This is a genomic window from Streptococcus sanguinis (assembly GCF_050234405.1).
Taxonomy (GTDB): domain Bacteria; phylum Bacillota; class Bacilli; order Lactobacillales; family Streptococcaceae; genus Streptococcus; species Streptococcus sanguinis_W.
Window position 1 is genome coordinate 851745 of record NZ_CP092117.1, and the last position, 24596, is coordinate 876340.

Annotated in this window: 23 protein-coding genes, 1 riboswitch and 1 other annotated feature; of the genes, 22 read left to right on the top strand and 1 reads right to left on the bottom strand. The window is 44.3% G+C overall.

The genetic code is table 11. The features are described 5' to 3' along the window. Positions 1–27 precede the first annotated feature (27 nt). The 15 genes from MFP28_RS04315 (at position 28) to MFP28_RS04385 (ending at position 12324) form a co-directional block, all read left to right on the top strand. Positions 28–465 carry an SAG1386/EF1546 family surface-associated protein gene (locus tag MFP28_RS04315; RefSeq protein WP_002906158.1) on the top strand — a complete coding sequence of 146 codons (438 nt, stop codon included), beginning with the start codon at positions 28–30 and terminating at the stop codon, positions 463–465. Positions 466–474: 9 nt separating this feature from the next. Continuing rightward, positions 475–1152 (top strand): (d)CMP kinase, encoded by a 678-nt coding sequence (cmk, locus tag MFP28_RS04320; protein ID WP_002906159.1) that lies wholly within the window; start codon positions 475–477, stop codon positions 1150–1152. A gap of 26 nt (positions 1153–1178) precedes the next feature. Continuing rightward, positions 1179–1309 (top strand) — a sequence feature (ribosomal protein L20 leader region). Between the two features lie 16 nt (positions 1310–1325). Continuing rightward, positions 1326–1856: a translation initiation factor IF-3 gene (gene infC, locus MFP28_RS04325; RefSeq protein WP_002895037.1), complete on the top strand. Its 531-nt coding sequence runs from the start codon at positions 1326–1328 to the stop codon at positions 1854–1856. Positions 1857–1889: 33 nt separating this feature from the next. Next, positions 1890–2090 carry a 50S ribosomal protein L35 gene (gene rpmI, locus MFP28_RS04330; RefSeq protein WP_002895038.1) on the top strand — a complete coding sequence of 67 codons (201 nt, stop codon included), beginning with the start codon at positions 1890–1892 and terminating at the stop codon, positions 2088–2090. Positions 2091–2134: 44 nt separating this feature from the next. Beyond that, positions 2135–2494, top strand: a complete 360-nt coding sequence (rplT, locus tag MFP28_RS04335) for a 50S ribosomal protein L20 (RefSeq protein WP_000124830.1) — start codon at positions 2135–2137, stop codon at positions 2492–2494. 245 nt (positions 2495–2739) lie between these two features. Beyond that, positions 2740–3207, top strand: a complete 468-nt coding sequence (locus MFP28_RS04340; protein WP_002906160.1) for a deoxycytidylate deaminase — start codon at positions 2740–2742, stop codon at positions 3205–3207. Between the two features lie 383 nt (positions 3208–3590). Continuing rightward, positions 3591–4781, top strand: coding sequence for a methionine adenosyltransferase (gene metK, locus MFP28_RS04345; RefSeq protein ID WP_002906161.1), 1191 nt, complete (start codon positions 3591–3593; stop codon positions 4779–4781). 245 nt (positions 4782–5026) lie between these two features. Next, a complete protein-coding gene (locus tag MFP28_RS04350) occupies positions 5027–6286 on the top strand; it encodes a UDP-N-acetylglucosamine 1-carboxyvinyltransferase (RefSeq protein ID WP_002895048.1) in 1260 nt (419 codons plus the stop codon). A gap of 33 nt (positions 6287–6319) precedes the next feature. After that, complete coding sequence (locus MFP28_RS04355) at positions 6320–6871, top strand: GNAT family N-acetyltransferase (RefSeq protein WP_002897261.1); 552 nt, start codon at positions 6320–6322, stop codon at positions 6869–6871. Next, positions 6864–8141 (top strand): CBS-HotDog domain-containing transcription factor SpxR, encoded by a 1278-nt coding sequence (gene spxR / locus MFP28_RS04360; protein WP_009659239.1) that lies wholly within the window; start codon positions 6864–6866, stop codon positions 8139–8141. Before MFP28_RS04355 ends, spxR begins: the two co-directional genes overlap by 8 nt. Before the next feature lie 21 nt (positions 8142–8162). Next, on the top strand, positions 8163–9020 hold the full coding sequence (locus MFP28_RS04365; RefSeq protein WP_002906162.1) for a methionyl aminopeptidase: 858 nt from the start codon (positions 8163–8165) through the stop codon (positions 9018–9020). Positions 9021–9053: 33 nt separating this feature from the next. Beyond that, complete coding sequence (locus MFP28_RS04370; protein WP_002906163.1) at positions 9054–9977, top strand: YihY/virulence factor BrkB family protein; 924 nt, start codon at positions 9054–9056, stop codon at positions 9975–9977. Positions 9978–10009: 32 nt separating this feature from the next. After that, positions 10010–11029, top strand: a complete 1020-nt coding sequence (locus MFP28_RS04375) for a hypothetical protein (RefSeq protein WP_002906164.1) — start codon at positions 10010–10012, stop codon at positions 11027–11029. A gap of 120 nt (positions 11030–11149) precedes the next feature. Then, a complete protein-coding gene (locus MFP28_RS04380) occupies positions 11150–11599 on the top strand; it encodes a MarR family winged helix-turn-helix transcriptional regulator (RefSeq protein ID WP_002900018.1) in 450 nt (149 codons plus the stop codon). 17 nt (positions 11600–11616) lie between these two features. Further along, positions 11617–12324 (top strand): B3/B4 domain-containing protein, encoded by a 708-nt coding sequence (locus MFP28_RS04385; RefSeq protein WP_002906165.1) that lies wholly within the window; start codon positions 11617–11619, stop codon positions 12322–12324. Between the two features lie 72 nt (positions 12325–12396). Here MFP28_RS04385 and MFP28_RS04390 read toward each other — a convergent pair whose 3' ends face one another. Next, positions 12397–12837 (bottom strand): GtrA family protein, encoded by a 441-nt coding sequence (locus MFP28_RS04390; RefSeq protein ID WP_002900020.1) that lies wholly within the window; start codon positions 12835–12837, stop codon positions 12397–12399. A gap of 28 nt (positions 12838–12865) precedes the next feature. After that, positions 12866–13001: riboswitch (PreQ1 riboswitch) on the top strand. Between MFP28_RS04390 and MFP28_RS04395 the strand changes: the two genes are divergently transcribed. From MFP28_RS04395 to MFP28_RS04425, 7 genes are all read left to right on the top strand, one after another. Continuing rightward, on the top strand, positions 12999–13514 hold the full coding sequence (locus MFP28_RS04395; RefSeq protein ID WP_002906167.1) for a QueT transporter family protein: 516 nt from the start codon (positions 12999–13001) through the stop codon (positions 13512–13514). Its footprint overlaps the riboswitch before it by 3 nt. A 105-nt stretch (positions 13515–13619) precedes the next feature. Continuing rightward, the gene (ligA, locus tag MFP28_RS04400; RefSeq protein WP_002906168.1) at positions 13620–15578 is read left to right on the top strand and encodes an NAD-dependent DNA ligase LigA; all 1959 of its coding nucleotides are present in this window, start codon (positions 13620–13622) and stop codon (positions 15576–15578) included. 9 nt (positions 15579–15587) lie between these two features. After that, a complete protein-coding gene (locus MFP28_RS04405) occupies positions 15588–16538 on the top strand; it encodes a diacylglycerol kinase family lipid kinase (RefSeq protein WP_002906169.1) in 951 nt (316 codons plus the stop codon). 23 nt (positions 16539–16561) lie between these two features. Next, positions 16562–18859: a type I pullulanase gene (pulA, locus tag MFP28_RS04410; RefSeq protein ID WP_002906171.1), complete on the top strand. Its 2298-nt coding sequence runs from the start codon at positions 16562–16564 to the stop codon at positions 18857–18859. A 321-nt stretch (positions 18860–19180) separates the two neighbouring features. Next, positions 19181–20977: a serine hydrolase domain-containing protein gene (locus MFP28_RS04415; RefSeq protein ID WP_002906172.1), complete on the top strand. Its 1797-nt coding sequence runs from the start codon at positions 19181–19183 to the stop codon at positions 20975–20977. A gap of 16 nt (positions 20978–20993) precedes the next feature. Next, the gene (locus MFP28_RS04420; protein ID WP_002906173.1) at positions 20994–22775 is read left to right on the top strand and encodes a serine hydrolase domain-containing protein; all 1782 of its coding nucleotides are present in this window, start codon (positions 20994–20996) and stop codon (positions 22773–22775) included. Between the two features lie 16 nt (positions 22776–22791). Next, positions 22792–24585, top strand: a complete 1794-nt coding sequence (locus tag MFP28_RS04425) for a serine hydrolase domain-containing protein (protein WP_002906174.1) — start codon at positions 22792–22794, stop codon at positions 24583–24585. Positions 24586–24596 lie beyond the last annotated feature (11 nt).

Consider the following 24596-nt stretch of genomic DNA (forward strand, 5'->3'; position numbering starts at 1 on the left):
TTTTAAGAAAAACTCAAGGAGGAAGTCATGGAAAAAGAACCATGGGAAGAAGATGTATACGATAACGGAGAAGATAAGTTGAAACGAACTAAGAAGTTTAGTGCCTTGAATGCTGATCGTTTGTTGACCATATTAACCATTATTTTCTTTATTTTAGTGGTTGCGGTGGTGTGCTTCTTGACCTATCTGTCTACTGGAGGAAGTAATAGACAAACTCAAATGGAAGGTTTCTACGGCACTTCAGCAGCAAGTTCCAGTAGTGAAGCGTCTTCTACAGCGGAGCAGCCAGCGGCAAATACTACAGAATCCTCTGAAGGAACTCTGACTGTCCAGCCTGGTGAAGGTGAGGCAGCCATTGCGGCGCGTGCAGGTATTTCTATTGCCAAGCTTGAACAGCTTAACCCTTCTCATATGTCCACTGGTTCTTGGTATGCCAATCCAGGTGACGTTGTGAAGATTGAGTAGGAGCCAGCTATGAAACAGATTCAAATTGCGATTGACGGTCCTGCTTCCAGTGGAAAATCGACTGTTGCCAAGATTATTGCCAAGGACTTTGGCTATACTTATTTAGATACAGGAGCCATGTACCGGGCTGCAACCTATCTGGCTCTGCGGCATCATCTGACGGAAGCAAATGTCACTGAAATTGTAGACTTGCTCAATAATCATTCAGTTAGTTTTGGCCGAGCAGAAGATGGCGAGCAGCTAGTCTTTGTTGGCGACGTGGATGTGACTCTCCCGATTCGGGAAAATGAAGTTACTAATAATGTTTCCTGGGTATCTGCCATTCCTCAAGTCCGTGAGAAACTGGTGGCCTTGCAGCAGCAAATTGCAGCTCAGGGAGGGATTGTCATGGATGGCCGTGATATTGGAACGGTTGTCTTGCCACAGGCTGAGCTCAAGATTTATCTGGTAGCCTCGGTTGATGAAAGAGCTGAGCGCCGTTATAAGGAAAATCTATCGAAAGGAATTCCAGCTGATTTGGACAAACTGAAAGAAGAAATTGCAGAGCGGGATTATAAGGACAGTCACCGCGAAGTTTCGCCATTGAGACCGGCAGAAGATGCCATACATTTTGATACAACTGGTATTGGCATTTCTGAAGTTGTTGCATTTATCGAAGAAAAAGCGAAAAAAATCATTGACAAATAAAATGAAAATTGGTATGATAGTAGAGTTGAGAAAAGCAGAAGTGAGAGCTTCTCGCCTTGCGACTAACGTTGTCTGGCTCTACAGGATTCAGTTTCAGTAATGAAATACTATCGTGTAGTGCGGGTTTGCGTTAGCAGGTCCGCACTTGTTTTTCTCTAAAAATAAAAAAAGAGGTGAAAACCATAGCAAAACAAGACTTATTCATCAATGATGAAATTCGTGTGCGTGAAGTTCGCTTGATCGGTCTTGACGGCGAACAATTAGGTATTAAACCGCTGAGCGAAGCGCAGTCTCTTGCGGATGAAGCAAATGTCGATTTGGTCCTGATTCAGCCACAAGCTAAACCACCTGTTGCAAAAATTATGGACTACGGTAAGTTCAAATTTGAGTACCAGAAAAAACAAAAAGAACAACGCAAGAAACAAAGTGTTGTTACTGTGAAAGAAGTTCGTCTCAGCCCAACTATTGACAAGGGAGACTTTGACACTAAACTTCGCAACGCACGCAAATTCCTTGAAAAAGGAAATAAAATAAAGGTATCTATCCGCTTCAAAGGCCGGATGATTACCCACAAAGAAATCGGGGCTAAAGTTTTAGCAGATTTTGCTGAAGCGACTCAGGATGTTGCTATCATTGAGCAAAAGCCTAAGATGGATGGACGTCAGATGTTCATGCAGATGGCGCCAATTCCTGACAAAAAATAGATTGTCAGAAAGATAGAAAAAGGAGAAAACATTATGCCAAAACAAAAAACACACCGCGCATCAGCTAAACGTTTCAAACGTACAGGTTCTGGTGGCTTGAAACGTTTCCGTGCTTACACTTCTCACCGTTTCCACGGAAAGACTAAAAAACAACGCCGTCATCTTCGCAAAGCAGGAATGGTGCATGCAGGAGACTTCAAGCGTATCAAAGCAATGCTTACAGGTCTGAAATAAGAGCTACTGTAACGATTATCTAGGAAATATTGGAGGAAATATAAATGGCACGTGTTAAAGGTGGCGTTGTATCACGCAAACGCCGTAAACGTATTTTAAAATTAGCTAAAGGTTACTATGGAGCAAAACATATCTTGTTCCGTACTGCAAAAGAGCAAGTAATGAACTCTTACTACTATGCATACCGTGACCGCCGTCAGAAAAAACGTGACTTCCGCAAACTTTGGATCACTCGTATCAATGCGGCAGCTCGTTTGAACGGACTTTCATACTCACAATTGATGCATGGTTTGAAATTGGCTGAGATTGAAGTTAACCGTAAAATGTTGGCTGACTTGGCTGTTAACGATGCAGCAGCTTTCACAGCTCTTGCAGATGCAGCTAAAGCTAAGCTTGGTAAATAATTAAAATAAGAACTGAGGATTTCCTTGGTTCTTTTTCTTACCTTTTTGACTAGTTTAAAAAGCCGATTTAAGTTATAATAGAGAAAATGCTGAGAAACCAGCAGTTATAAGCTTACTTTGAAGGCTTGGCTTATCCATTTGGCCTGAGCAGAGCCAGAGAGAGTGCAGTATGTGTCTCTTAACTTGGAGTCTAGACCTACCGAATCTGCTTGCTTTCTGAAAAATAAGAATAGAATGGAGAAATCATGTCAGAGAATCGTTTGGCTTGGGACCAGTATTTTGCGGCTCAGGCTCTCTTAATTGCTAATCGCTCAACCTGCAAGCGAGCCAAAGTTGGCGCTGTCTTGGTCAAGGATAATAAGGTTATTTCAACTGGTTACAATGGCTCTGTTTCGGGGACTGAGCACTGTATTGACCATGATTGTTTGGTTATTGACGGTCACTGCGTTCGGACCTTGCATGCTGAGGTTAATGCCATCTTGCAAGGAGCCGAGCGGGGCGTTCCCAAGGGCTTTACGGCTTATGTGACCCATTTTCCCTGCCTCAATTGTACCAAGCAACTGCTTCAGGTCGGCTGCAAACGGGTAGTCTACATCAACCAATATCGCATAGATGACTATGCTCAGTATCTCTACAAGGAGAAAGAGGTAGAATTAGTTCATCTGCCGCTGGATGATGTCAAGAAGGCGATTGCTCAGACGGATTTGGTTTAGTGTACTTTGAATATGTGAGTTTAGTGGCCTATTCAATCCAAGTAAATCCAAAGAATAAAGTTATAGTTTTCGGCTATAGCTTTTTCTATTTAAAAAATTCTGAATTTTTTAGTGAAAAGTGGTATAATGAGAAAGTTATATAGTCCCGATAAGATGGTAGGAAACTTCTATCAGTACTTTGTAACTCGCAAACAATTACGGCTTCAAAGCCGCTCGTCATTCTACGGCTGCCGCTATATTGCGGTCACCCTATGCGCTTTACTAGCTCAGAAATAAAAAGGTATCGTTTTTATTTCTTTCGCGTCGTAACTCGCAGCTGATAAGATTTTCATCATTTTGGAGTTTGTTTATTTGTTTAATATTTTTTAAGGGGGGACATTTCTATGTCAGAACGTAAACTTTTCACGTCTGAGTCTGTATCGGAGGGGCATCCTGACAAGATTGCAGACCAAATTTCCGATGCTATTTTGGATGCTGTCTTGAGTCAGGATCCAGATGCCCATGTGGCTGCTGAAACAGCTGTTTATACGGGCTCGGTTCATGTTTTTGGTGAGATTTCGACCACAGCTTATGTGGATATCAATCGTGTGGTTCGTGATACCATTGCAGAGATTGGCTACACCAATACAGAGTATGGATTTTCAGCAGAGACAGTCGGTGTGCATCCGTCTTTGGTGGAGCAGTCTCCAGATATTGCTCAAGGTGTCAATGAAGCTCTGGAAGTTCGTGGGAATGTGGATCAAGATCCATTGGACTTAATTGGTGCTGGAGACCAGGGGCTTATGTTTGGCTTTGCAGTGGATGAAACGCCGGAGCTCATGCCGCTTCCTATCTCGCTCAGTCACAAGCTAGTCCGTCGATTGGCAGAGTTGCGCAAATCAGGAGAGATTGCCTATCTTCGTCCAGATGCTAAGTCACAGGTGACAGTTGAGTATGATGAAAATGACCAGCCTGTGCGCGTGGATACGGTGGTTATTTCGACTCAGCATGACCCAGAAGCGACTAATGAAGAGATTCATCGTGATGTGATTGAAAAGGTGATTAAAGCAGTAATCCCAGCCCAGTATCTGGATGATAAGACAAAATTTTTCATCAATCCAACCGGCCGCTTTGTAATTGGCGGTCCGCAAGGAGACTCTGGCTTGACTGGCCGTAAGATTATTGTGGATACTTATGGCGGTTATGCTCGTCACGGTGGCGGTGCCTTCTCTGGTAAGGATGCAACCAAGGTCGACCGCTCTGCTTCATACGCAGCTCGCTACATTGCTAAAAACATCGTGGCGGCGGGACTGGCCAAGAAAGCAGAAGTGCAGTTAGCCTATGCCATTGGTGTGGCTCAGCCGGTTTCTGTACGCATCGATACTTTTGGCACTGGTACTGTTGCAGAAAGCAAGCTTCAGGAAGCAGTTCGTCAGATTTTTGATCTGCGTCCGGCCGGTATCATTCAAATGCTGGATCTGAAACATCCAATCTATCGTCAGACAGCAGCTTATGGCCACATGGGTAGGACAGATATTGACCTGCCTTGGGAAAAGTTGGATAAGGTAGAGGCATTGAAAGCAGCAGTGCAGTAAGAAGACAGTTCTCAATCGTAATGGTTGAGAGCTTTTTTATATAGGTAATATTTGCAAGGCAAGCAGTCTAGCCTTGCGCTTCTCTCAGTCTTGGTAATACTGTATTTTTCTGAAAGTACTGTTGAAAAAGCCATTTTCCCTGTTTCATTTTAATTTCAATTGTCTTATTTATCTAAAAGTATAGGAAATTTCCCGAATCTGTGGTATAATAAATGGCAATACCTTGAAAGAGCTTTATTTTAAACATGAAAAAAATTGTAATACATGGTGGTCGCCCCTTAAAAGGAGAGGTGACTATTAATGGTGCTAAAAACAGTGTCGTTGCCCTGATTCCGGCTGTGATTCTGGCGGATGATATTGTAACGTTGGATGGTGTTCCAGATATTTCGGACGTGGATAGTCTGATTGATATTATGATTGCCATGGGGGCTAGTGTTACTCGTTCTGAGGACAGTCTGACGATTGATCCGCGTGGTATCCAAAACGTCCCTATGCCTTATGGAAAGATCAACAGTCTAAGGGCTTCTTATTATTTCTATGGCAGCTTGCTTGGTCGCTATGGTGAAGCGACGGTAGGTCTGCCTGGTGGCTGTGACTTGGGTCCGCGTCCTATTGACTTGCACCTCAAGGCTTTTGAAGCCATGGGGGCTAAGATGACCATGGACGGCAACTACATGAACCTATCCACAGGAGGCCAGCAGCTGAAAGGCGCTAGCATTTATATGGATACGGTCAGCGTGGGTGCTACCATCAACACGATGTTGGCTGCTGTCAAGGCCAAAGGTCGGACTATTATTGAAAATGCAGCGCGGGAGCCTGAAATCATTGATGTGGCAACTCTCTTGAATAATATGGGAGCGCACATCCGTGGAGCAGGAACTGATATTATCACGATTGAGGGGGTTCCACACCTTCATGGAACTCGTCATCAAGTAATTCCAGACCGTATCGAGGCAGGGACTTATATCGCCCTTGCTGCAGCTATTGGTCAGGGAATTCAGATTAATAATGTCCTTTATGAGCATTTAGAGAGTTTTATTGCCAAACTTGAGGAAATGGGTGTTCGGATGACGGTTTCTGAAGACAGCATTTTTGTCGAAGAGCAGCAAAACCTGCGAGCTATAAACATCAAGACTTCCCCTTATCCAGGCTTTGCAACTGACCTACAACAGCCGATCACTCCGCTCTTACTGACGGCTAATGGCCACGGTAAGATTACGGACACCATCTATGAGAAGCGGGTTAACCATGTGGCGGAGCTGGCTAAGATGGCAGGCAAGATTTCAACTAGCAGCGACCAGATTGTCTATGAGGGGCCAAATCAATTGCAGGGAGCTCAGGTCAAGGCAACCGATTTACGAGCAGGAGCTGCTTTGGTTATTGCAGGTTTGATGGCTCAAGGAAAGACAGAGATCACTAATATCGAGTTTATCCTGCGCGGCTATTCTAATATTATTGAAAAATTAACAAGTCTGGGTGCAGATATCCAGCTGATAGAAGAATAAGCGTTTTTCGCTTATTTTTTGTAGAGGTAGCAGATGAATTTATGGACACATTTGGCGGCCTGTTCATTTATTGAGACGGAGCATGCTTTTTTGCGGCCCATTGTCTTTGAAGATGCGGGGGCCCTATATAAGATTGCGTCCAATCCGGAAAATACTCAGTTCATTTTTCCGACAGAAGCAAGCCTAGAGGAAAGTGAATACGTCATTGCCAATTTCTTTATGAAAAATCCTCTGGGGATTTGGGCCATTTGTCACAAGGAAACGCAGGAAATGATTGGCTCTGTCAAGTTTGAAAAGATGGACGAGATTAAAAAAGAGGCTGAGTTAGGCTATTTTCTGCGGCAAGACTACTGGGGACAAGGGCTGATGACAGAAATTGTTCGAGAAATTGCTTTTCTATCTTTTACCCGCTTTGACTTCAAGCGTCTCAGCATTATCACTCATGCAGAGAACCTAGCCAGTCAGAAGGTAGCTCAAAAATCTGGCTTCAGCCTCTACCGGCAGTTTAAAGGAAGTGACCGGTACACGAGGAAGATGCGAGATTATCTGGAGTACCGTTATGAGAGAGGAGATTTTAATGAGTAAGCATCAGGAAATTTTAACCTATCTTGAAAATCTTCCAATCGGCAAGAGGGTCAGTGTCCGCAGTATTTCAAACTACCTGGGAGTCAGCGATGGGACGGCCTATCGAGCTATCAAGGAAGCGGAGAACCGCGGTATTGTTGAGACTAGGCCTCGGAGTGGTACGGTTCGGGTCAAGTCCAAGAAAGTGGTCTTGGAGCATCTGACCTACAAGGAAATCGTTGATATTACTGGCTCAGAAGTATTGGCCGGAGAAGACGGTCTGGAAAAAGAGTTTAATAAGTTCTCCATCGGAGCCATGACGGAGCAGAATATCCTGCGCTATCTGACAGAGGGCGGTCTCCTGATTGTCGGAGACCGGACGAAAATTCAGCTCTTGGCTCTGGAAAATGAGAATGCGGTGTTGGTTACTGGAGGTTTTGAAGTCAGCTCGGAAGTTCTGAAGATGGCTAATCTGCTCAATATACCGGTTCTCAGGACCAAGCACGATACCTATACCGTTGCAACCATGATTAATCGGGCCCTGTCCAATATGCAGATCAAGACCGATATTTTAACAGTGGAGCAGGTCTATCGCTCCAGCCACGAGTATGGCTTCTTGCATGATACTGATACTGTTCGTGACTATTTGGACTTGGTTCGTCGCAATCGTGCCAGCCGGTTTCCGGTTATCAACCAGCAGCAGATGCTGGTAGGAGTAGTAACCATGCGGGACGCGGGGGATAAGTCTCCTCTGACAACCTTGGACAAGGTCATGACGAAAAACGTCTTTATGACAGGCTTATCTGCCAATATTGCTAATATCAGTCAGCGCATGATTGCAGAAGATTTTGAAATGATACCAGTGGTTCGCAGCAACCAGACCTTGCTAGGTGTGATTACGCGGCGGGACATTATGGAAAAAATGAGCCGTTCTCAGATTTCCAGCCTGCCGACTTTCAGTGAGCAAGTGGGACAGAAGATTAGCCGTCAGGATGATTTGTTTTCCTTCACCGTTGAGCCATTTATGCTGGAGCAAAATGGTGTGCTGGCCAACGGTGTGCTGACAGAAATTTTGACTCGGATTACCCAGCAGCTCATGGTCAACAGCGGCCGCAGCCTGATAATCGATCAGCTGATGATTTATTTCTTTCAGGCGGTTCAGATTGATGACCTGCTGCATATCCAGCCGCGCATTATCCGTCAGACTAGGCGGACAGCTATTATTGACTTTGAGATGTATCTGGAAGCGATGCTGGTTGCCAAAGCGACGATTACAGTGAAAATTAATTAAGAAGAGGAATTTAGAGAAAGAATGATTACTTTAAAATCACAGCGTGAAATTGACTTGATGGACAAGAGTGGAGATTTTCTGGCTTCGGTCCATATTGGTTTGAGAGACTTGATTAAGCCAGGAATTGACATGTGGGACATCGAAGAGTATGTCCGCAAGCGTTGTAAAGAAGACAATGTGCTGCCTCTGCAAATTGGTGTTGAAGGCTCTATCATGGACTATCCTTATGCGACTTGCTGCTCTCTTAATGACGAAGTGGCCCATGCCTTTCCTCGTCATCAGAAGCTGGTAGAAGGTGATGTCATCAGCGTTGATATGGTGGTTGGCTTGGTCGATAAGGCCGAGCTGGATGTGTCCAAGCTAGATTTTGACAATGTAGCAGAGATGAAGCAACACACAGAGAGCTTCCGAGGCGGTGTGGCAGACTCTTGCTGGACCTATGCAGTAGGGAAGATTAGCCCAGAGGCTCAGCAGCTGATGGATGTGACCAAAAAATGTCTCTACCGTGGAATTGCGGCAGCTAAGGTTGGCAATCGTATCGGTGACATTGGCGCAGCAATTCAGGAATATGCTGAAAGTCATGGCTATGGCGTTGTGCGGGATTTGGTGGGGCACGGTGTTGGCCCAACCATGCATGAGGAGCCTATGGTGCCGCATTACGGTCGAGCAGGACGCGGCTTGCGCTTGCGTGAGGGAATGGTTCTGACTATCGAGCCCATGATCAATACAGGTACCTGGGAAATTGATACGGACTTTGAGACCGGCTGGGCACATAAAACGCTGGATGGCGGCCTATCCTGTCAGTATGAGCATCAGTTTGTCATTACAAAAGATGGTCCTGTCATTCTGACCAGCCAGGGAGAAGAAGGGACTTATTAGAAATCAAAGGCTGGGCACTTGTCTCAGCTTTTTTTGAAGGAGAAGAGAGTGAAGAAATTATTTAGTAAGGTTCGGGAAAATCAGTTTTTAAGAGAATTTTTCCGTTTTTATAAAGAGGCAGATAGTGAGCTGAGCAGCGTTGCAGTTGCTTATTATTGGTTGATTTCTGTTTTTCCCTTGCTCTTGATTGTGGTGAATATTTTGCCCTATTTTCACATTCCGGTGGCGGATTTTCTGACAGCTATCAAGGACATGCTTCCAGAGACTTTATATGATGTTGTGGCAAAAGTCATGCGTGAAGTTCTGACCCAGCCTTCGACTAGTCTGCTGAGCTTCTCAGTCTTGTCGGCTCTTTGGACTTTTTCCAAGTCCATGAATTTCCTCCAGATTGCCTTTAACAAAGCCTATGGGGTGGCTAAGAGTCGGGGGCTGATTTCTCATCGCGTCATGAGTCTCTTTGTGAGTCTAGGTCTGCAGATTCTCTTTGCCTTGGCCCTCTTTCTGACCATGTTCGGCCATATGTCGCTGGATTTCCTCCGTACTTACTGGAAGCTAGATAACCAGCTTTATCAGCACTTGCAGAATTTTACCGAGCCCCTGATTTATGCCTTACTCTTTGCGGTTTTGGTTATGTTCTATTATTTCCTGCCTAACGTGAAAATCAACAAAAAACGCTATGTTCTGCCTGGCAGCGCCTTTGTGCTCCTGACCATTCTGGCTTTACTGAATATCTTTTCTGTTTACATGGATAATTATTTAAATCACCTAGTTGATGTCCGCTTTTTTAGCTCCATTATTATGGTTGTGATGATGTTTTGGTTTATCATGATTGCTAAAATTTTGATTGTTGGCGCAGTGCTCAATGCCAGTATCCAGAGCTATTGTGAGTCAGGGTTTCAAGTTGAAAGCACAGGACGTTTTACTTTCAAGAAGAAAGAGCAGGATGACGAAGACTAATGTTGTTTTAGAGTGGAAAAGGATAAATAAGTATGAAAAGTAAAAAAATAACAAAATGGAAGAGTATTTTGATCACTCTGCTCTTGCTTCTAGGATTTGTAGGCTATTATATCTGGGATAATTGTCAAAAGGCACAATTTCAAGAAAATTATGGTCAATATACCTACTATGTGCCTGAGTATAGACCGAATTATAAATTTTTTGAAGGAAAAAAGGCTTTATTTTATAATTGGGAGCTTGTAGACTCGGAAGAAATGCAGAAAATGGCAACAGTTAAGTCAGAAGCAAGTAAGTTTACTAGTGTAAGGGAATTTAGTTATGGCTATTTTGTAAATAACTATATGAAGCTGAAGAATAATCCAGAGCAAGGGCTATATGATTTTAATCGGAATGTACCAGAAAAAGGAGAATATTGGAGGTTGGCTGTTTATAAACTGGTGGGAGAAAAACTAGAAAGAAAAGAATTTGATATTTTTAAGATGGTGCGTTCTTTTGATGATAATCTTGTTCCTTCTGAAATAGACTCAATAGGAATGGGGAGAGGTGCGACTAGTGAGAAGAAGTACGTTAGGATTATTCTTCATCCCAAACATTCTGAAAACGATGAGGATTATAAAGTTTACTTCATTGATTTGGATGAGGGAAAGATTCTTCCAGCTGATAAAGTGAAAACTGATAAGTTATCTACTAAAAATAATTTTGTTTCCAATACAAGCTTTTATGATAACCTCGCTAAGAAAGGAGTAAGCGTATCTATGACCAGTGTTGGTTTAAATGATACGTATCCTCGCAAAAATCTTAAAAAAACAGTCCTTGGTCAAGATTATCCCGAATTGCACAAGATTTTGCAAGGCTATGATTCTCGTGTAGCTTTCTTAAATGAAGAACCTGATATCAAGTTGGTTCAGAAGGTTGCTGAACTCTTCTTTCCGCCAGGAACGAATGTATTTGAGAATGTAACTATCCCAGCTGAATATTCAGTAGATGGGCAGGAACATGTCATTAATTCAGCGGAAGAATTACAAAAATACTATAAGGAAGATGAAAACTAGAAAAAGACATTTTTGCCAAATTTAAAGAGGATTTTCCTCTTTTTTCTTTTCAATTATTTTTATTGCATTTGCAACAAAAAATGGTATAATAGATTTAAATCAAAATTAAAAGGAGGGGATATGTCAGTATTGCGGGAAATTGGGATTATCGCCCGAGCTTTGGATTCCATTGCTAATATTGAGTTCCGTGACATAGAGCTAGCAAGAGGTCAATACCTTTATTTGGTGCGAATCGCGGAGAATCCAGGGATCATCCAAGAGGAGCTGTCGGAGCTTCTCAAGGTGGATCGCTCAACGATTGCCCGCTCTGTCAAGAAGCTAGAGGCCAAGGGCTTGGTCCAGCAGAAGGCAGCCAAGGGCAACAAGAAGAACAAGGAATGGTTTGTGACGGAAAAAGGAGAAAAACTTTATCCTTTGATCCTAGCTGAGAATGACTATTCTGAAGAGACTTCCCTGCAGGGCTTTTCTCAAGCGGAAGTTCAAGCCTTGGAGAAAATGCTGATCCGAGTGCGTGAAAACATCACAGGTGACTGGGAAGCCGTCAAAAAAGGACAAAAAAGAAACTATTAAGATTAAAGAGGTGCATCATGAAAGTTACAGTTGAACATGAATTTTGGCAAGTATTTCCGGAAGGTCAGATTAGTGTTTTAGTGGTCAAGGGGCTGGATAATAGTGTGGATGAAAGTAAGGATCCATATTTCAAATCCCTGCTGGATAAGGGAGCAAAGCGAGCTGAGGACTTTATCTTAGATGAGAACTTCACTCAAAATGAAGTCATTCAGGAGTGGCGGCAGGCTTTCAGCCAATTCAAGACCAAGAAAGGAGCGCGTTCCTCTATCGAAGCTCTGCTCAAGCGGGTCAGTCAGGGACGGGAATTTCATCCAATCAATCCTTTGGTCGATATCTACAACAGTGTCTCGCTGTCTTATGCGGTTCCATGTGGCGGTGAGGATTTGGATAAGATTGTCGGAGGTCTTCATCTAGGAAAAGCCAAGGGTGGGGAATCCTTTTTCCCGCTGGGTGCTGAGAGTGACGCACCGGCACTTCCAGAAGAAATCATCTACTATGATGAAGAAGGGGCTGTCTGCCGTTGCCTTAACTGGCGAGAAGCCCAGCGAACTATGCTGACCGAGGAGACCAAGAATGCCATCTTGGTTATCGAGGCCATCAACGAAGAGCAGGCCGTGCGTGCTCAAGCAGCTATGATAGAGCTTCAGACTCTGATTGAGGACTATTCTGGTGTCAAAGGTGAAATCACCCATCTGACGCTTGATAATCCAAGCTTGGAAATTTAGGAATAAAAAAATCTGGATCAGAATTATCTGGTCCAGATTTGCTTTTATAGGGTGAAATAGACTGATTTGTTGTTATTTCTCCTTGTTTTTAAAGACAAAAATCTTACTAAAGACATAGTTGAGAACGATGATTAGTACTTGAGCAATGAAGGTTTCGATGGTATTGACCATTTTGATATTGTTATTGACAAACTGGCCTATGATCTGTGGGAAGCTAGTGACAAAAATAAAGGTTAGCAGTAAATTTAAGCCCATAGTAGCCAAACGTGCAGTGAAAAATTTGATAAGTCTAGAAGGCCAGCCACTCCTTGCTTGCTTGAAAACGATGGTATCGTTGGTTACAAAAGCAAAGAGAATGCCAAGAATATCACCAATTATCGTAGCCAGTAGTTCGTTTCCCGTCAATTCATAGCAGAGCATCCGACTGACAACGGATACGACAGTTGTTGCCACACCAAAGAAAAGATAGGCCAGAACCTCATTGTCAAAGAATTTTTTGATTAAAGTTTTCATAAAGATAGTCTATCATATTTCTAGGATTTATGCTATACTAGTTGGGTTGCCAAATCTGTGGGGAATCAACTAATGATGCTCCTCTCATGTGACGCAACCCTTGGCGCTTAGCTTCTTTCGCCAAGCATATTACACGCGGTAAAGCCGCTAAAGGAGAAAACATGAAACAAGAAAAACTGAGAGTTCGTGATTTGGCTCAGATTGCCATTGTTGCTGCCATTTATGTAGCCCTTACGATTACGCCCCCTTTAAATGCTATTAGCTATGGTGCTTACCAGTTCAGAATTTCTGAAATGATGAACTTTATGGCCTTTTATAATCGTAAGTATATCATGGGCGTGACCATTGGCTGTATGATTGCCAATCTCTATAGTTTTGGAATCGTTGATGTCTTTGTTGGCGGTGGGTCCACCTTGGTCTTCCTGTCACTGGGTGTCTATTTTTTCAGTCGCTATAAGAATCAATATCTGATTAAAGGCTTGATTCGTTTGGATCATTTCTATTTTGCAGTATTCTTTTCTATTTCGATGGTGACTATTGCTGCAGAGTTACATTTCTTGCAAGGCCTGCCATTCTTCCTGACTTGGTTTACAACGGCCATTGGAGAATTTGCTTCCTTGATTGCTGGAGCTATCATTATTAACCAGATTGCAAAAAGTATTGATTTGACAAAATAAGACAGCAGAGAGCGGAATTTCCGCTCTTTTTATATCCTCTTGTTTTTTAGGAAGAATTCGGAACAAATAGAGGAAGATTTTGTGTATTTGTGATAAAATAGAAGTATGAAAGAAAGAATGTCAGAATTAGTAGAATTGCTCAACCGATATGCCCATGAGTATTATACGGCAGACAGGCCAAGTGTATCGGATAGCGAGTATGACAGACTCTATCGTGAGTTAGCGGAGTTAGAAGAAAAGTACCCAACAGATATCCTGCCTGACAGTCCGACGCATCGGGTGGGAGGGAAGATTTTAGAAGGATTTGAAAAATATCCACACCAGTATCCTCTCTTTAGTTTGCAGGATGCTTTTTCACGTGAAGAATTAATAGCCTTTGACCAGCGAGTTCGTAAGGAGTTTCCTCAGGTCTCTTATCTTTGTGAGCTCAAGATTGACGGGCTCTCTATTTCCCTGACCTATGAAAAGGGAATATTGGTAGCAGGGGCGACTCGGGGGGACGGCTCTGTTGGTGAAAACATCACTGAAAATCTCAAGCGGGTCAAGGATATTCCGCTGACCTTGAAAGAGCCGCTGGACATTACCGTTCGAGGAGAGTGCTACATGCCCAAGGCTTCCTTTGATGCGGTCAATCAGCTGCGGCAGGAGAATGGTGAGCCAGAGTTTGCCAATCCTCGAAATGCGGCAGCGGGAACCTTGCGCCAGCTGGATACAGCAGTTGTGGCCAAGCGCAATCTAGCAACCTTCCTCTACCAAGAAGCCAGTCCGACTCAGGCTGACAGCCAAGAAGAAGTCTTAAACAAGCTGGCAGATTTGGGCTTTTCAGTCAATCCTACTCATATTCTGGCGGATTCTATCGAAGCAGTTTGGAAGTTTATCGAAAAGATTGCTCAGGAGCGAGACAGTCTGGCTTATGAGATTGACGGTATTGTCATCAAGGTTAATGACTTGGCGGTGCAAGAGGAGCTTGGCTTTACTGTCAAGGCACCCAAGTGGGCTATTGCCTATAAGTTTCCGGCTGAGGAAAAGGAAGCCCAGCTTCTGTCTGTTGACTGGACAGTGGGGCGGACGGGAGTTGTGACTCCGACAGCCAATCTGACGCCAGTGCAGCTAGCGGGAACGACTGTCAGCAGAGCAACCTTGCACAATGTGGACTATATTGCGGAGAAGGATATTCGTCAGAAAGACACCGTTATCGTCTATAAAGCGGGAGATATTATTCCTGCTGTCTTGCGAGTGGTCGAGTCCAAGCGTGTCTCAGAGGAGCCTCTGGAAATACCAAGTCACTGTCCGAGCTGTGAGAGTGAGCTAGTGCACTTTGAAGATGAAGTCGCTCTGCGCTGCATTAACCCGCTCTGTCCAGCTCAGATCAAGGAGGGGCTAATTCACTTTGCTAGCCGGGATGCCATGAACATTACCGGCCTTGGTCCAGCAGTGGTAGAGAAGCTCTTTGCTCAAAATCTAGTCAAGGATGTGGCTGGAATCTATCGGCTGACGGTAGAAAATTTACTAGAACTAGGGAACTTTAAGGAAAAATCAGCAAATAAATTGTATACTGCTATTCAAGCTTCCAAGGAAAACTCGGCTGAACGCCTCTTGTTCGGCTTGGGGATTCGCCATGTGGGAAGCAAGGCCAGTCGGATTTTGCTGGAGAAATTCCATGATATTCCTAAGCTGTCTCAGGCCAGCCAAGAAGAGATTGCGGCTATTGACAGTCTTGGAACTGTGATTGCCCAAAGCCTGCATACCTATTTTGAGCAGGAAGGCTCTCAGATTCTTTTGGCGGAGCTGCAGGAAGCAGGTGTGAATCTGGACTATCTGGGGCAAAAGGCAGCAGCTGATGCAGCCCTATCTGGTATGACGGTTGTCTTGACTGGTAAATTACAAAAATTGACACGCAATCAAGCTAAAGAAAAATTGCAGAGTCTAGGTGCTAATGTTTCCGGATCTGTTTCTAAAAAAACGGATCTGGTAGTGGCTGGCCAAGATGCCGGCAGCAAGCTGGCCAAGGCTCAGGAGTTGGGAATTGAAATTCGGGATGAAGATTGGCTTGATAGCTTATGAGGCTGAAGTATGAAGGATAAGATTAAACGAGCACGATTGATTTATAACCCGACTTCGGGACAGGAAATTATTAAGAAAAATATAGCGGAAGTTCTGGATGTTTTGGAGGATGTGGGCTATGAAACCAGCGCCTACCAGACCACTCCAGCGCCTCTTTCTGCTCAAAAAGAAGCTGAAAGAGCAGCAAAAGCAGGATTTGATTTGATTATTGCGGCAGGCGGCGACGGTACCATCAATGAGGTAGTTAATGGCGTGGCGAATCTGGATGAACGGCCTAAACTGGCCTTTATTCCAACTGGCACAACCAACGATTATGCGCGTGCTCTGAAGATTCCCATGGGAGATCCGGTAGCGGCAGCCCGCATTATTGAAAAGAACCAGACCATAAAGATGGATATTGGCCGGGCCTATGGGAACAAGTATTTTATCAATATTGCAGCAGCTGGAACCTTAACAGAGCTGACTTATAGCGTACCTAGCGAGGTCAAATCCCGCCTAGGCTACTTTGCCTATGTCGCAGAAGGAGCAAAAAAGCTCCCTCGCTCTAAGTTCCGCAAGGTCCGTATCAAGCACGATCACGGTGTCTTTGAAGGGAAGATTTCGCTGATGTTTGCGGCTCTGACCAACTCTATTGGTGGTTTTGAAAAGCTAGCGCCAGATACTAAATTAGACGACGGGAATTTTACCTTGATTTTGGTCAAGACAGCCAATCTCTTTGATATGCTGAGCCTGATGATGCAGGCTATCAATGGTGGTCAACACGTAGGGGACATCAATGTAGAATACCTCAAAACAAGCAAGCTGCAGCTAGAAATTTTAGACAAAAAAGGTCCATTTATGCTGAATTTGGATGGAGAATACGGCGGTGATACGCCTGTTGAACTGGAAGTGCTGCACGGACATTTGGAATTTTTTGCCAATATCGATGAAATCAGTCAGACGGCCCTTTCAATAGAATAATTATAGATGAGAGATGAAAGAACATGCTAGACTATAAAGTCTTAGTCCATTACCACAATCCTACTGGAGATTATTTCTCCTATGATATGTGGCAGTGGCAAATAAACCAATGGGGAAAGGAAGCAGCCTTTTCCAAACTTGATTATTTTGGTATTCAGGGAGAATTATCATTTGAGACTTGGGAGCCCTTAAATCACGCTCATGTGATTATCAAACGTTCAGACTGGTCTAGCCAGTCCTGTGACTATCATATTGATTTGTTGCCTCCTCATCTGGTGACGGAGATTTGGTTGATTGAGGGAGATGCTCAGGTTTATTATTCCCTGCAGTCTGCAACGACCAGTCACCAGTATTCACGCCGGCGGCCGCATAACTTTGATATGGCCCTGAGAACAGACTACTTTGATGAATGCTGGGGCTATCAAGGCTGGTTGGGACATCGTCAGACGGACGGTGCACATACTTTTAAAGTTTGGGCACCGACAGCTAGGAAGGTAGAGCTGGTAGTGTATGAATCAGCTGACAATCAAGCTCCTGTTTATAAAATCTTCCCAATGCAAAAAGGAGAACGATATTCTCACGACCATAAGGAAAATACCATTGGTGTCTGGTCAGCTGAAATAGCTGAAGACTTGACCGGCAAAACTTATCACTATCATGTTAGCTTTGAATACCGCAATTTCTATACTCGTGATCCCTATACTGTTGCGACCAGTCCAGATGGCAAGCGCTCAGCGATTCTTGGAGCAGATGAGACAGAAGTAGCTGGTTTTCAAGTTCGGCAGGGCAAAGAAGCTCTCTGGCGTTTGGACAATCCAAATCAGGCAGTGATTTATGAGATGCATATTCGGGATTTGACCAAATCGGAGACTTCAGGCGTGGACAGTCAGCTGCGCGGGACTTTCCTGGGGGCCTGTCAAACAGGCACTACCAATCATCTAGGGCAAAAAACAGGCTTTGACTATATCAGCGATTTAGGCGTTAATGTTGTCCAACTTCAGCCTGTCTCTGACCGTCACAAGAACTACGATGAAAATGGAGAGCTAATCTACAACTGGGGCTATGACCCGCAGAACTATCATGCTCCGGAGACTAGCTTTTCCAGCAATCCTGCCGACCCAGCGCAGGCCATTCGCGATTTGAAAACAATGATTCAGGCCTACCATGATGCGGGGATTTCTGTGACACTGGATGTTGTTTACAATCACATCTACTCAACCTATGATTCTGCTTTCCAAGCTACGGTACCGGATTATTACTATCGGATGAATCCTAACGGCTCTTTCCAAAACGGAACTGGTGTGGGGAGTGAGACAGCTAGCGAGCACGAGATGTTCCGCAAGTTTATGATTGACTCTCTGCTGTACTGGGTAGAGGAGTTCAATGTGGATGGCTTCCGCTTTGACCTGATGGGCATTCATGATGTGGAAACGATGAATGCCATCCGTCAAGCTATGGATAAGGTGGATCCGAGAATCCTGCTCTATGGAGAAGGTTGGGATATGGGAACGGGCCTGATGCCAGAAGACAAGGCCAAGAAAGACAATGCCTACCAGCTTCCACGGATTGGATTTTTCAATGATACAGAGCGGGATGCGGTCAAAGGAGCAGAAGTTTACGGCGGCATCAAGGCTGGCTTTGTCAGTGGTCAGGCGACGGAGGATATCGTCGCTAAGTCTATCCTTGGCAGCAGTGAGCTAGGCAGCTATCTCAGTCCTGATCAAGTCCTTAACTATGTGGAGGCTCACGACAATTTCAATCTGCATGATTTGCTTGCGGAGTTGCATCCTGATGATGATGTTCTGACTCGCACCAAGCGGATTGAGCTGGCAACTGCCATGAACCTACTCATGCAAGGTATGGCTTTCATGGAGGTTGGACAGGAATTTTCCCGTACTAAGCTCGTAGCTACGGGGGAAGACGGTCAAGTCCTGCATAGCGATCGAGAAAAGGCTATGAACAGTTACAATGCGCCAGATGCAGTCAATCAGGTGAATTGGGATATTTTGCCGGATCATCAAGAGAGTATTGATTTTATCAAGGACATCATTCGTCTCAAGACAAGCTGCAAAGCCTTTTCTTATCAGACCTATGAAGATATTTATAAGCATGTCTTTGTCCAATCAGCCGAGCAGGGCAGTGGTTTGATTATCTTTGAAATCAAGGATGACAAGCACTATCAAGTCATTTTTAATGCCAGCGGCCTGCCTTACTATCTGCCGAATGCAGATAAGCTGCGCCTCGTAGTTGGCAATAGCCGTCATAAGAAGCCTTTCTATGTTGAAAATCTGACGGTTTCTGTTTTTGAAGTTATTCAATAAGTTATTAGCTACATGAAAAGCGGCTCTTTGTCAACCGTAGTGGGTTGATGAAAAGTTATAATCTGGAGAGGACTAAATCAGTCCTCTCCTTTTTGATATTCAAAGCGATGAGGATTCTAGTTTTAAAGTTGTCAAAGTTCCGAAATCCGAAAGCATTTCGCTCATTCCTACAGTGGTTTTACCCACTACAGAAATTATAGAGCTACTTTTTCTACCACTTACTTAGGAAATCTTACCACTTACCGAAAAGGGGTAGATTTACTATTGTCCATTTGTTAGGATAAGGGTGCAAAGGGGAAAATACATCTTAAGGAGGATATCATGAAACCATCATTTTTGAAAAACGCTGTGGCGTTAGTAAGCTGTGGCTTGCTCGCTTTTGGAGCGGCGCAAGTCCAAGCTGATGAGCAAAAGTTGCCGTCAGGCACACCTTACGACCAAATCGGTCAGAAAATTGAAAATTTCCACAAGGAACACGAAAAAACCAGCGCGGGACTGGCGGCAGCAGTCTTTGATAAGGACGGCCAAACCATTTACCAAAAGAACTTTGGCTATATGGACAAGGAAAAGAAGCTGGCTGTGGACGACAACTCGGTTTTTGAGTGGGGCTCTGCCACCAAATTGACCGTCTGGCTCAGCGTCATGCAGCTCTGGGAAGAAGGAAAAATTGACCTAAAAACAGATATAAAAGAGTATTTGCCCAAGGATTTCCTGAAACACCTCAAATACGACAAGCCCATTACCATGCTGGATCTGATGAACCACCAAGCGGGTTTTGATGAAACGCCGCTGAGCACAGGAGCAGGCAAGAGCTTGGAAGAATTACTAAAAAGCCAGCCCGCTCAAACTTATGAGCCAGGGACGGTGACATCCTATTCCAATTACAGTACAGCTCTAGCAGGCTATATCGTGGAGCGCATCAGCGGACAGGACTTTGCGGCTTATGTCCACGAGCATATTTTTCAGCCCTTGGGTATGGAACACACCGCTCTCTTACCTGATTTGTCGGACAATACCTATGTCCGAGACAAGCGGCAGGGCGAGAAAACCTATGATACAAATGGAAACTTATATCTAGATAAATTGCTTCCCGCAGATATTTATCCAGCGGGACAGGCGACAGGGACTTTTGCCGATTTCAAACGGTTCGCGCAAGCTCTTTTGAGAAAGGAAAAGCTCTTTAAGCGCCCAGAAACCTGGAATGAACTGTATCAGACAACTTCTACATTCTCAGATAAAGCAGTCGCTAAGAACGCTCACGGCTTTTGGGTGACAGAGTATGAGACAGGGGCGATTTTAGGACACGGCGGCTATTCTTTTGCCGGTTTTTCCACCCTGATTTCGCTAGATTTCAAATCGGGTATTGGCATGGTTACTATGGTAAATCAGAGAGAAGAAGCCACCTATTCTTTTGGTCTACCCGATTTGGTCTTTGGTAAGAAAAAGCAAGCCCCTAGCCAGTCTCAAAAAGACTTTCAAGAGGGCATGTATCGAACTTCTCGCTCCATTCAGCAAGGCCCGACCTCTATTTCGCGCCTTGCCCCCGCTTATACCTTTTATGTGAAAGATGTGATAAAAGACGGTCATTTATTAGTCAGCAACTATTGGCTTTTGCAACAGCGCCAAGGCCGAACAGAAGTTGAAACAACCTATAATAATTTAGAAAAGCTCTCGCTTTGGGAGGTGATAAAGGATTATGGCTCTGTCGCTCTGCTGGGACTGGCATCGGTTTATGCCGTACTTGTTCTTCTGTTAGCTGCTTTGAGCAAGATATATCGCTCACTTTTTGGAAAAGAAAGCAAAAGACCGACTCCAAGAAGTTGGAAAATTTGGCATTATGGCACTTGCGGACTGATTTTGGTTAGCCTAGTCAATCTAGCAGGTCTCGTCATCGTTGCCGTTTCGGGCAAGTACATGCCCGATTATCGCTGGCAAGCCATTCTCTTTGCCTTCTTAGCACTGATTTTTCTGGTCAATGCTGCGCTGCCCATCTTCCTGCGCTCAACCTTCCAAGTGAGCAAGGGTCGAAAAATCTTGACCTACTTGACCAGCAGCGCTTCACTTATCGTCGTTCTCAATATCCTCTACTGGAGCCTCTACCAATGGTGGGCACTTTAATAGAAAGGTAAGTATCATGAAAACATCATTTTTTAAACATTGCTTAACTGTGCTGACTTGCGGCTTGCTCGCTCTGGGAGCTGGTCACGCTTACGCTGACCAGCAGAAGTTGCCGTCAGGCACGCCTTACGACCAAATTGGTCAGAAAATTGAGGATTACTACAAGGAACACGAAAAAACCAGTGCGGGACTGGCGACATCTGTTTTTGACAAGGACGGACAAACCATTTACCAAAATAATTTTGGCTATGTAGACAAGGAAAAAAAGTTGGCGGTGGATGACAACTCAGTTTTCGAGTGGGGCTCTGCCACCAAGTTGACCGTCTGGGTCAGCGTCATGCAGCTTTGGGAAGAAGGCAAGATTGACCTTAAAACAGATATAAAAGAGTATCTGCCCAAGGATTTTCTCAAAGGCAAGCTCACATACGACAAGCCAATCACCATGCTGGATCTGATGAACCACCAAGCAGGCTTTGGAGACACGGGGCTTGCCAAGGGAACTAGTAAGAACTTGGGAGATACGCTCAAAAAAGTACATATCTATCAAGCCTATGAGCCGGGAACAGTGACAGCCTACTCTAACTTTGGGACGGCTCTGGCAGGATATATCGTCGAGCGGATTAGCAGACAATCTTATGCTGACTATGTCCACGAGCATATCTTTGAACCTTTAGATATGAGGCACACCGCTCTCTTACCCGATTTATCAGATAATCCCTATGTAGTAGAAAAACGTAAGGAAGTCAAAGGTTACACTAGAGACGGTCGGTTGATTGGCGAAGCTCCATATCTAATAGAAATGTACCCTGCTGGGCGAGCAACAGGAACCTTGGAAGATTTCAAGGCATTCGCTCAGGCACTCCTGCAAAAGAAGACACTTTTTAAGCGTTCAGAGACTTGGGACACCCTTTATACAGCAACCTCTAACTATCCTGATAGCGATCTTCCTACCAATGCTCATGGTTTTTGGAGTGACCTTTATCAAGACCAAGTTATCCTCGGGCACGGTGGTAATACAGCTGGTTTTTCATCAAGTTTGACCTTAGACTTAAAATCAGGTATCGCTGCTGTCATTTTAACGAACCAACTGGGCGAGAAAAATTATGTTGAGAAAATTCCCGAGCTGGTCTATGGGCAAAAGAAAGATGTTCCCAACAAAAAGAAAGAAGAACTCAAACCCGGCTTTTATCGTGACGCTAGTCAATTCTTTGGGCCTTTATCCATTGCGCGACTAAATATGGCGACCTTCTATATTGATAAAAATAGTGAAAATCGATTTTACTGGAGCTTGGAGAAAGTCGGTAAGCGAGAATTTATCAAGCGCCCAGTTTCTGATTACTTTAAACTATCTAACTGGGAAGTTGCCAAAGAATTCGGCAGTGTCATCCTATGGGGGTTAGCAATCTTCTATGCTCTTCTTAGTTTGGTATCTGCTTTACTGGTCAAGCTCTACCGGCTCCTTGCCAAGCGGACAAACCGCAAACCTGTGACACTTGCTTGGTCGCTCTGGCATTATCTGACTTGCGGACTTGTTTTGTCCACTGTACTCATAACCATTCTCATCGTGCAATATAATATGAACATCAGCGGCTCGCCAAATAACAGTGCTTGGCTCTATGTCATCTTTGCAATAACGGGTCTGCTGCTTCTTGCTAGTTCTGTTTTGCCAATTCTTCTGCGTTCAAAATTCCAAGTCAGCAAAGGCAGAAAAATCTTGACCTACTTGACCAGCAGCGCTTCACTTATCGTCGTTCTCAATATCCTTTATTGGGGCCTGTACCAATGGTGGGCACTTTAATAGAAAGGTAAGTATCATGAAAACATCATTTTTGAAGAGCACTGTGGCGCTGCTGACTTGCGGCTTGCTCGCTTTTGGAGTAGCGCAAGTTCGAGCCGATGAGCAAAAATTGCCGTCGGGGACATCTTACGACCAAATCGGACAGAAGATTGAGGATTATTATCAGAAAAACGAGAAAACCAGCGCAGGACTGGCAACATCTATTTTTGACAAGGACGGTCAAACCATTTACCAAAATAATTTTGGCTATGTAGACAAGGAAAAAAAGTGGGCGGTGGATGACAACTCAGTTTTCGAGTGGGGCTCTGTAACGAAATTAACCGTCTGGGTCAGCGTCATGCAGCTCTGGGAAGAGGGGAAAATTGACCTAAAAACCGACATCAAAGAGTATCTGCCCAAGGATTTTCTCAAAAGCAAGCTCAAATTTGACAAACCCATTACCATGCTTGACCTCATGAACCACCAAGCAGGCTTCGCAGATGTTGACTTGGCCAAAAATGAAGACAAAGACCTAGCCCATACGCTACAAAAGGCGCCGATTATTCAAGCCTATGAGCCGGGGACAATAACTGCTTATTCCAATTTTGGAACGGTGCTTGCTGGCTACATCGTCGAGCGGATTAGCGGACAATCTTACGCTGACTATGTGCACGAGCATATTTTTCAGCCCTTAGGTATGAAGCACACCGCTATTTTGCCCGATTTTTCGGATAATGACTATGTGGTCGAAAAACGCAAGGAAATCAAGGGCTACACCTCAGACGGTCAGCTGATTGGCGAGGCAAACAAGCCTAATCCTTACTATCCGAGCGGGCGAGCAACAGGAACTTTGAAAGACTTTAAGACCTTTGCCCAAGCACTCCTGCAAAAGAAGACACTTTTTAGGCGCGCGGAAACTTGGGACACCCTTTATACGGCGACTTCGACTTTTCCTGATAGCAAACTCCCAATCAATGCTCACGGATTTTGGAGTGACCTTTATCAAGACCGCGTTATCCTCGGTCACGGTGGTAATACGGCTGGCTTTTCATCCATATTAACTTTGGATTTCAAATCAGGTATCGCTACCGTCATTTTAACCAATCAACAATACGAAAGTAACTATCTTAAAAAAATTCCTGAGCTGATTTATGGAAACAAGGCAACTACTTCAGAGAAGATAAAAGCAGAGTTTAAACCGGGCGTTTATCGCTCAAGTCGCGTTTTCACCAATGCCTTATCAATCACGCGCATTGCTCCGCCAATAACTAACTATCTTGAGAAAAATAGTAAATTTGTCACTCAAAAATACTGGGAATTGGAGAAAAACGGCAAGCAAGAACGGCTGAAATTGCCTATCGCAGACTACCTTAAACTTTCCACATGGGATGTAGTCAAGGATTACGGCAGTCTCGTCTTGTGGTGCCTCGCTGCTTTCTATGCCCTCCTCATCCCTGTATCTGCTTTACTGGTCAAACTCTATCGGCTTCTTTTCAAGCGGAAAAATCACAAACTTACACCGCTTGCTTGGTCGCTCTGGCAATACCTGACTTGCGGGTTCATTCTATCTACCATGCTCCTGCTTTACTTCTTTATCCAAAGCGTCCTGAGTCTACATTCCTCACCAAACAGCCGTGTTTGGCTTTCTATGGGCTTTGCAGCTGTGGGAGTTAGCCTCCTGGTTAGCCTTATTGCCTCATTCTTCCTGCGCTCAAAATTCCAAGTGAGCAAGGGTCGAAAAATCTTGACCTACTTGACCAGCAATGCTTCACTTATCGTCGTTCTCAATCTCCTCTACTGGAGCCTATATCAGTGGTGGACGCTCTACTAAAAGAAAGGAAA

Bases quoted from the DNA above. Each gene is read 5' to 3' on its own strand.
- MFP28_RS04315 (WP_002906158.1), top strand. From the start codon at position 28: ATGGAAAAAGAACCATGGGAAGAAGATGTATACGATAACGGAGAAGAT.
- cmk (WP_002906159.1), top strand. From the start codon at position 475: ATGAAACAGATTCAAATTGCGATTGACGGTCCTGCTTCCAGTGGAAAA.
- rpmI (WP_002895038.1), top strand. From the start codon at position 1,890: ATGCCAAAACAAAAAACACACCGCGCATCAGCTAAACGTTTCAAACGT.
- rplT (WP_000124830.1), top strand. From the start codon at position 2,135: ATGGCACGTGTTAAAGGTGGCGTTGTATCACGCAAACGCCGTAAACGT.
- MFP28_RS04340 (WP_002906160.1), top strand. From the start codon at position 2,740: ATGTCAGAGAATCGTTTGGCTTGGGACCAGTATTTTGCGGCTCAGGCT.
- metK (WP_002906161.1), top strand. From the start codon at position 3,591: ATGTCAGAACGTAAACTTTTCACGTCTGAGTCTGTATCGGAGGGGCAT.
- MFP28_RS04350 (WP_002895048.1), top strand. From the start codon at position 5,027: ATGAAAAAAATTGTAATACATGGTGGTCGCCCCTTAAAAGGAGAGGTG.
- MFP28_RS04355 (WP_002897261.1), top strand. From the start codon at position 6,320: ATGAATTTATGGACACATTTGGCGGCCTGTTCATTTATTGAGACGGAG.
- spxR (WP_009659239.1), top strand. From the start codon at position 6,864: ATGAGTAAGCATCAGGAAATTTTAACCTATCTTGAAAATCTTCCAATC.
- MFP28_RS04365 (WP_002906162.1), top strand. From the start codon at position 8,163: ATGATTACTTTAAAATCACAGCGTGAAATTGACTTGATGGACAAGAGT.
- MFP28_RS04375 (WP_002906164.1), top strand. From the start codon at position 10,010: ATGAAAAGTAAAAAAATAACAAAATGGAAGAGTATTTTGATCACTCTG.
- MFP28_RS04380 (WP_002900018.1), top strand. From the start codon at position 11,150: ATGTCAGTATTGCGGGAAATTGGGATTATCGCCCGAGCTTTGGATTCC.
- MFP28_RS04385 (WP_002906165.1), top strand. From the start codon at position 11,617: ATGAAAGTTACAGTTGAACATGAATTTTGGCAAGTATTTCCGGAAGGT.
- MFP28_RS04390 (WP_002900020.1), bottom strand. From the start codon at position 12,837: ATGAAAACTTTAATCAAAAAATTCTTTGACAATGAGGTTCTGGCCTAT.
- MFP28_RS04395 (WP_002906167.1), top strand. From the start codon at position 12,999: ATGAAACAAGAAAAACTGAGAGTTCGTGATTTGGCTCAGATTGCCATT.
- ligA (WP_002906168.1), top strand. From the start codon at position 13,620: ATGAAAGAAAGAATGTCAGAATTAGTAGAATTGCTCAACCGATATGCC.
- MFP28_RS04405 (WP_002906169.1), top strand. From the start codon at position 15,588: ATGAAGGATAAGATTAAACGAGCACGATTGATTTATAACCCGACTTCG.
- pulA (WP_002906171.1), top strand. From the start codon at position 16,562: ATGCTAGACTATAAAGTCTTAGTCCATTACCACAATCCTACTGGAGAT.
- MFP28_RS04415 (WP_002906172.1), top strand. From the start codon at position 19,181: ATGAAACCATCATTTTTGAAAAACGCTGTGGCGTTAGTAAGCTGTGGC.
- MFP28_RS04420 (WP_002906173.1), top strand. From the start codon at position 20,994: ATGAAAACATCATTTTTTAAACATTGCTTAACTGTGCTGACTTGCGGC.
- MFP28_RS04425 (WP_002906174.1), top strand. From the start codon at position 22,792: ATGAAAACATCATTTTTGAAGAGCACTGTGGCGCTGCTGACTTGCGGC.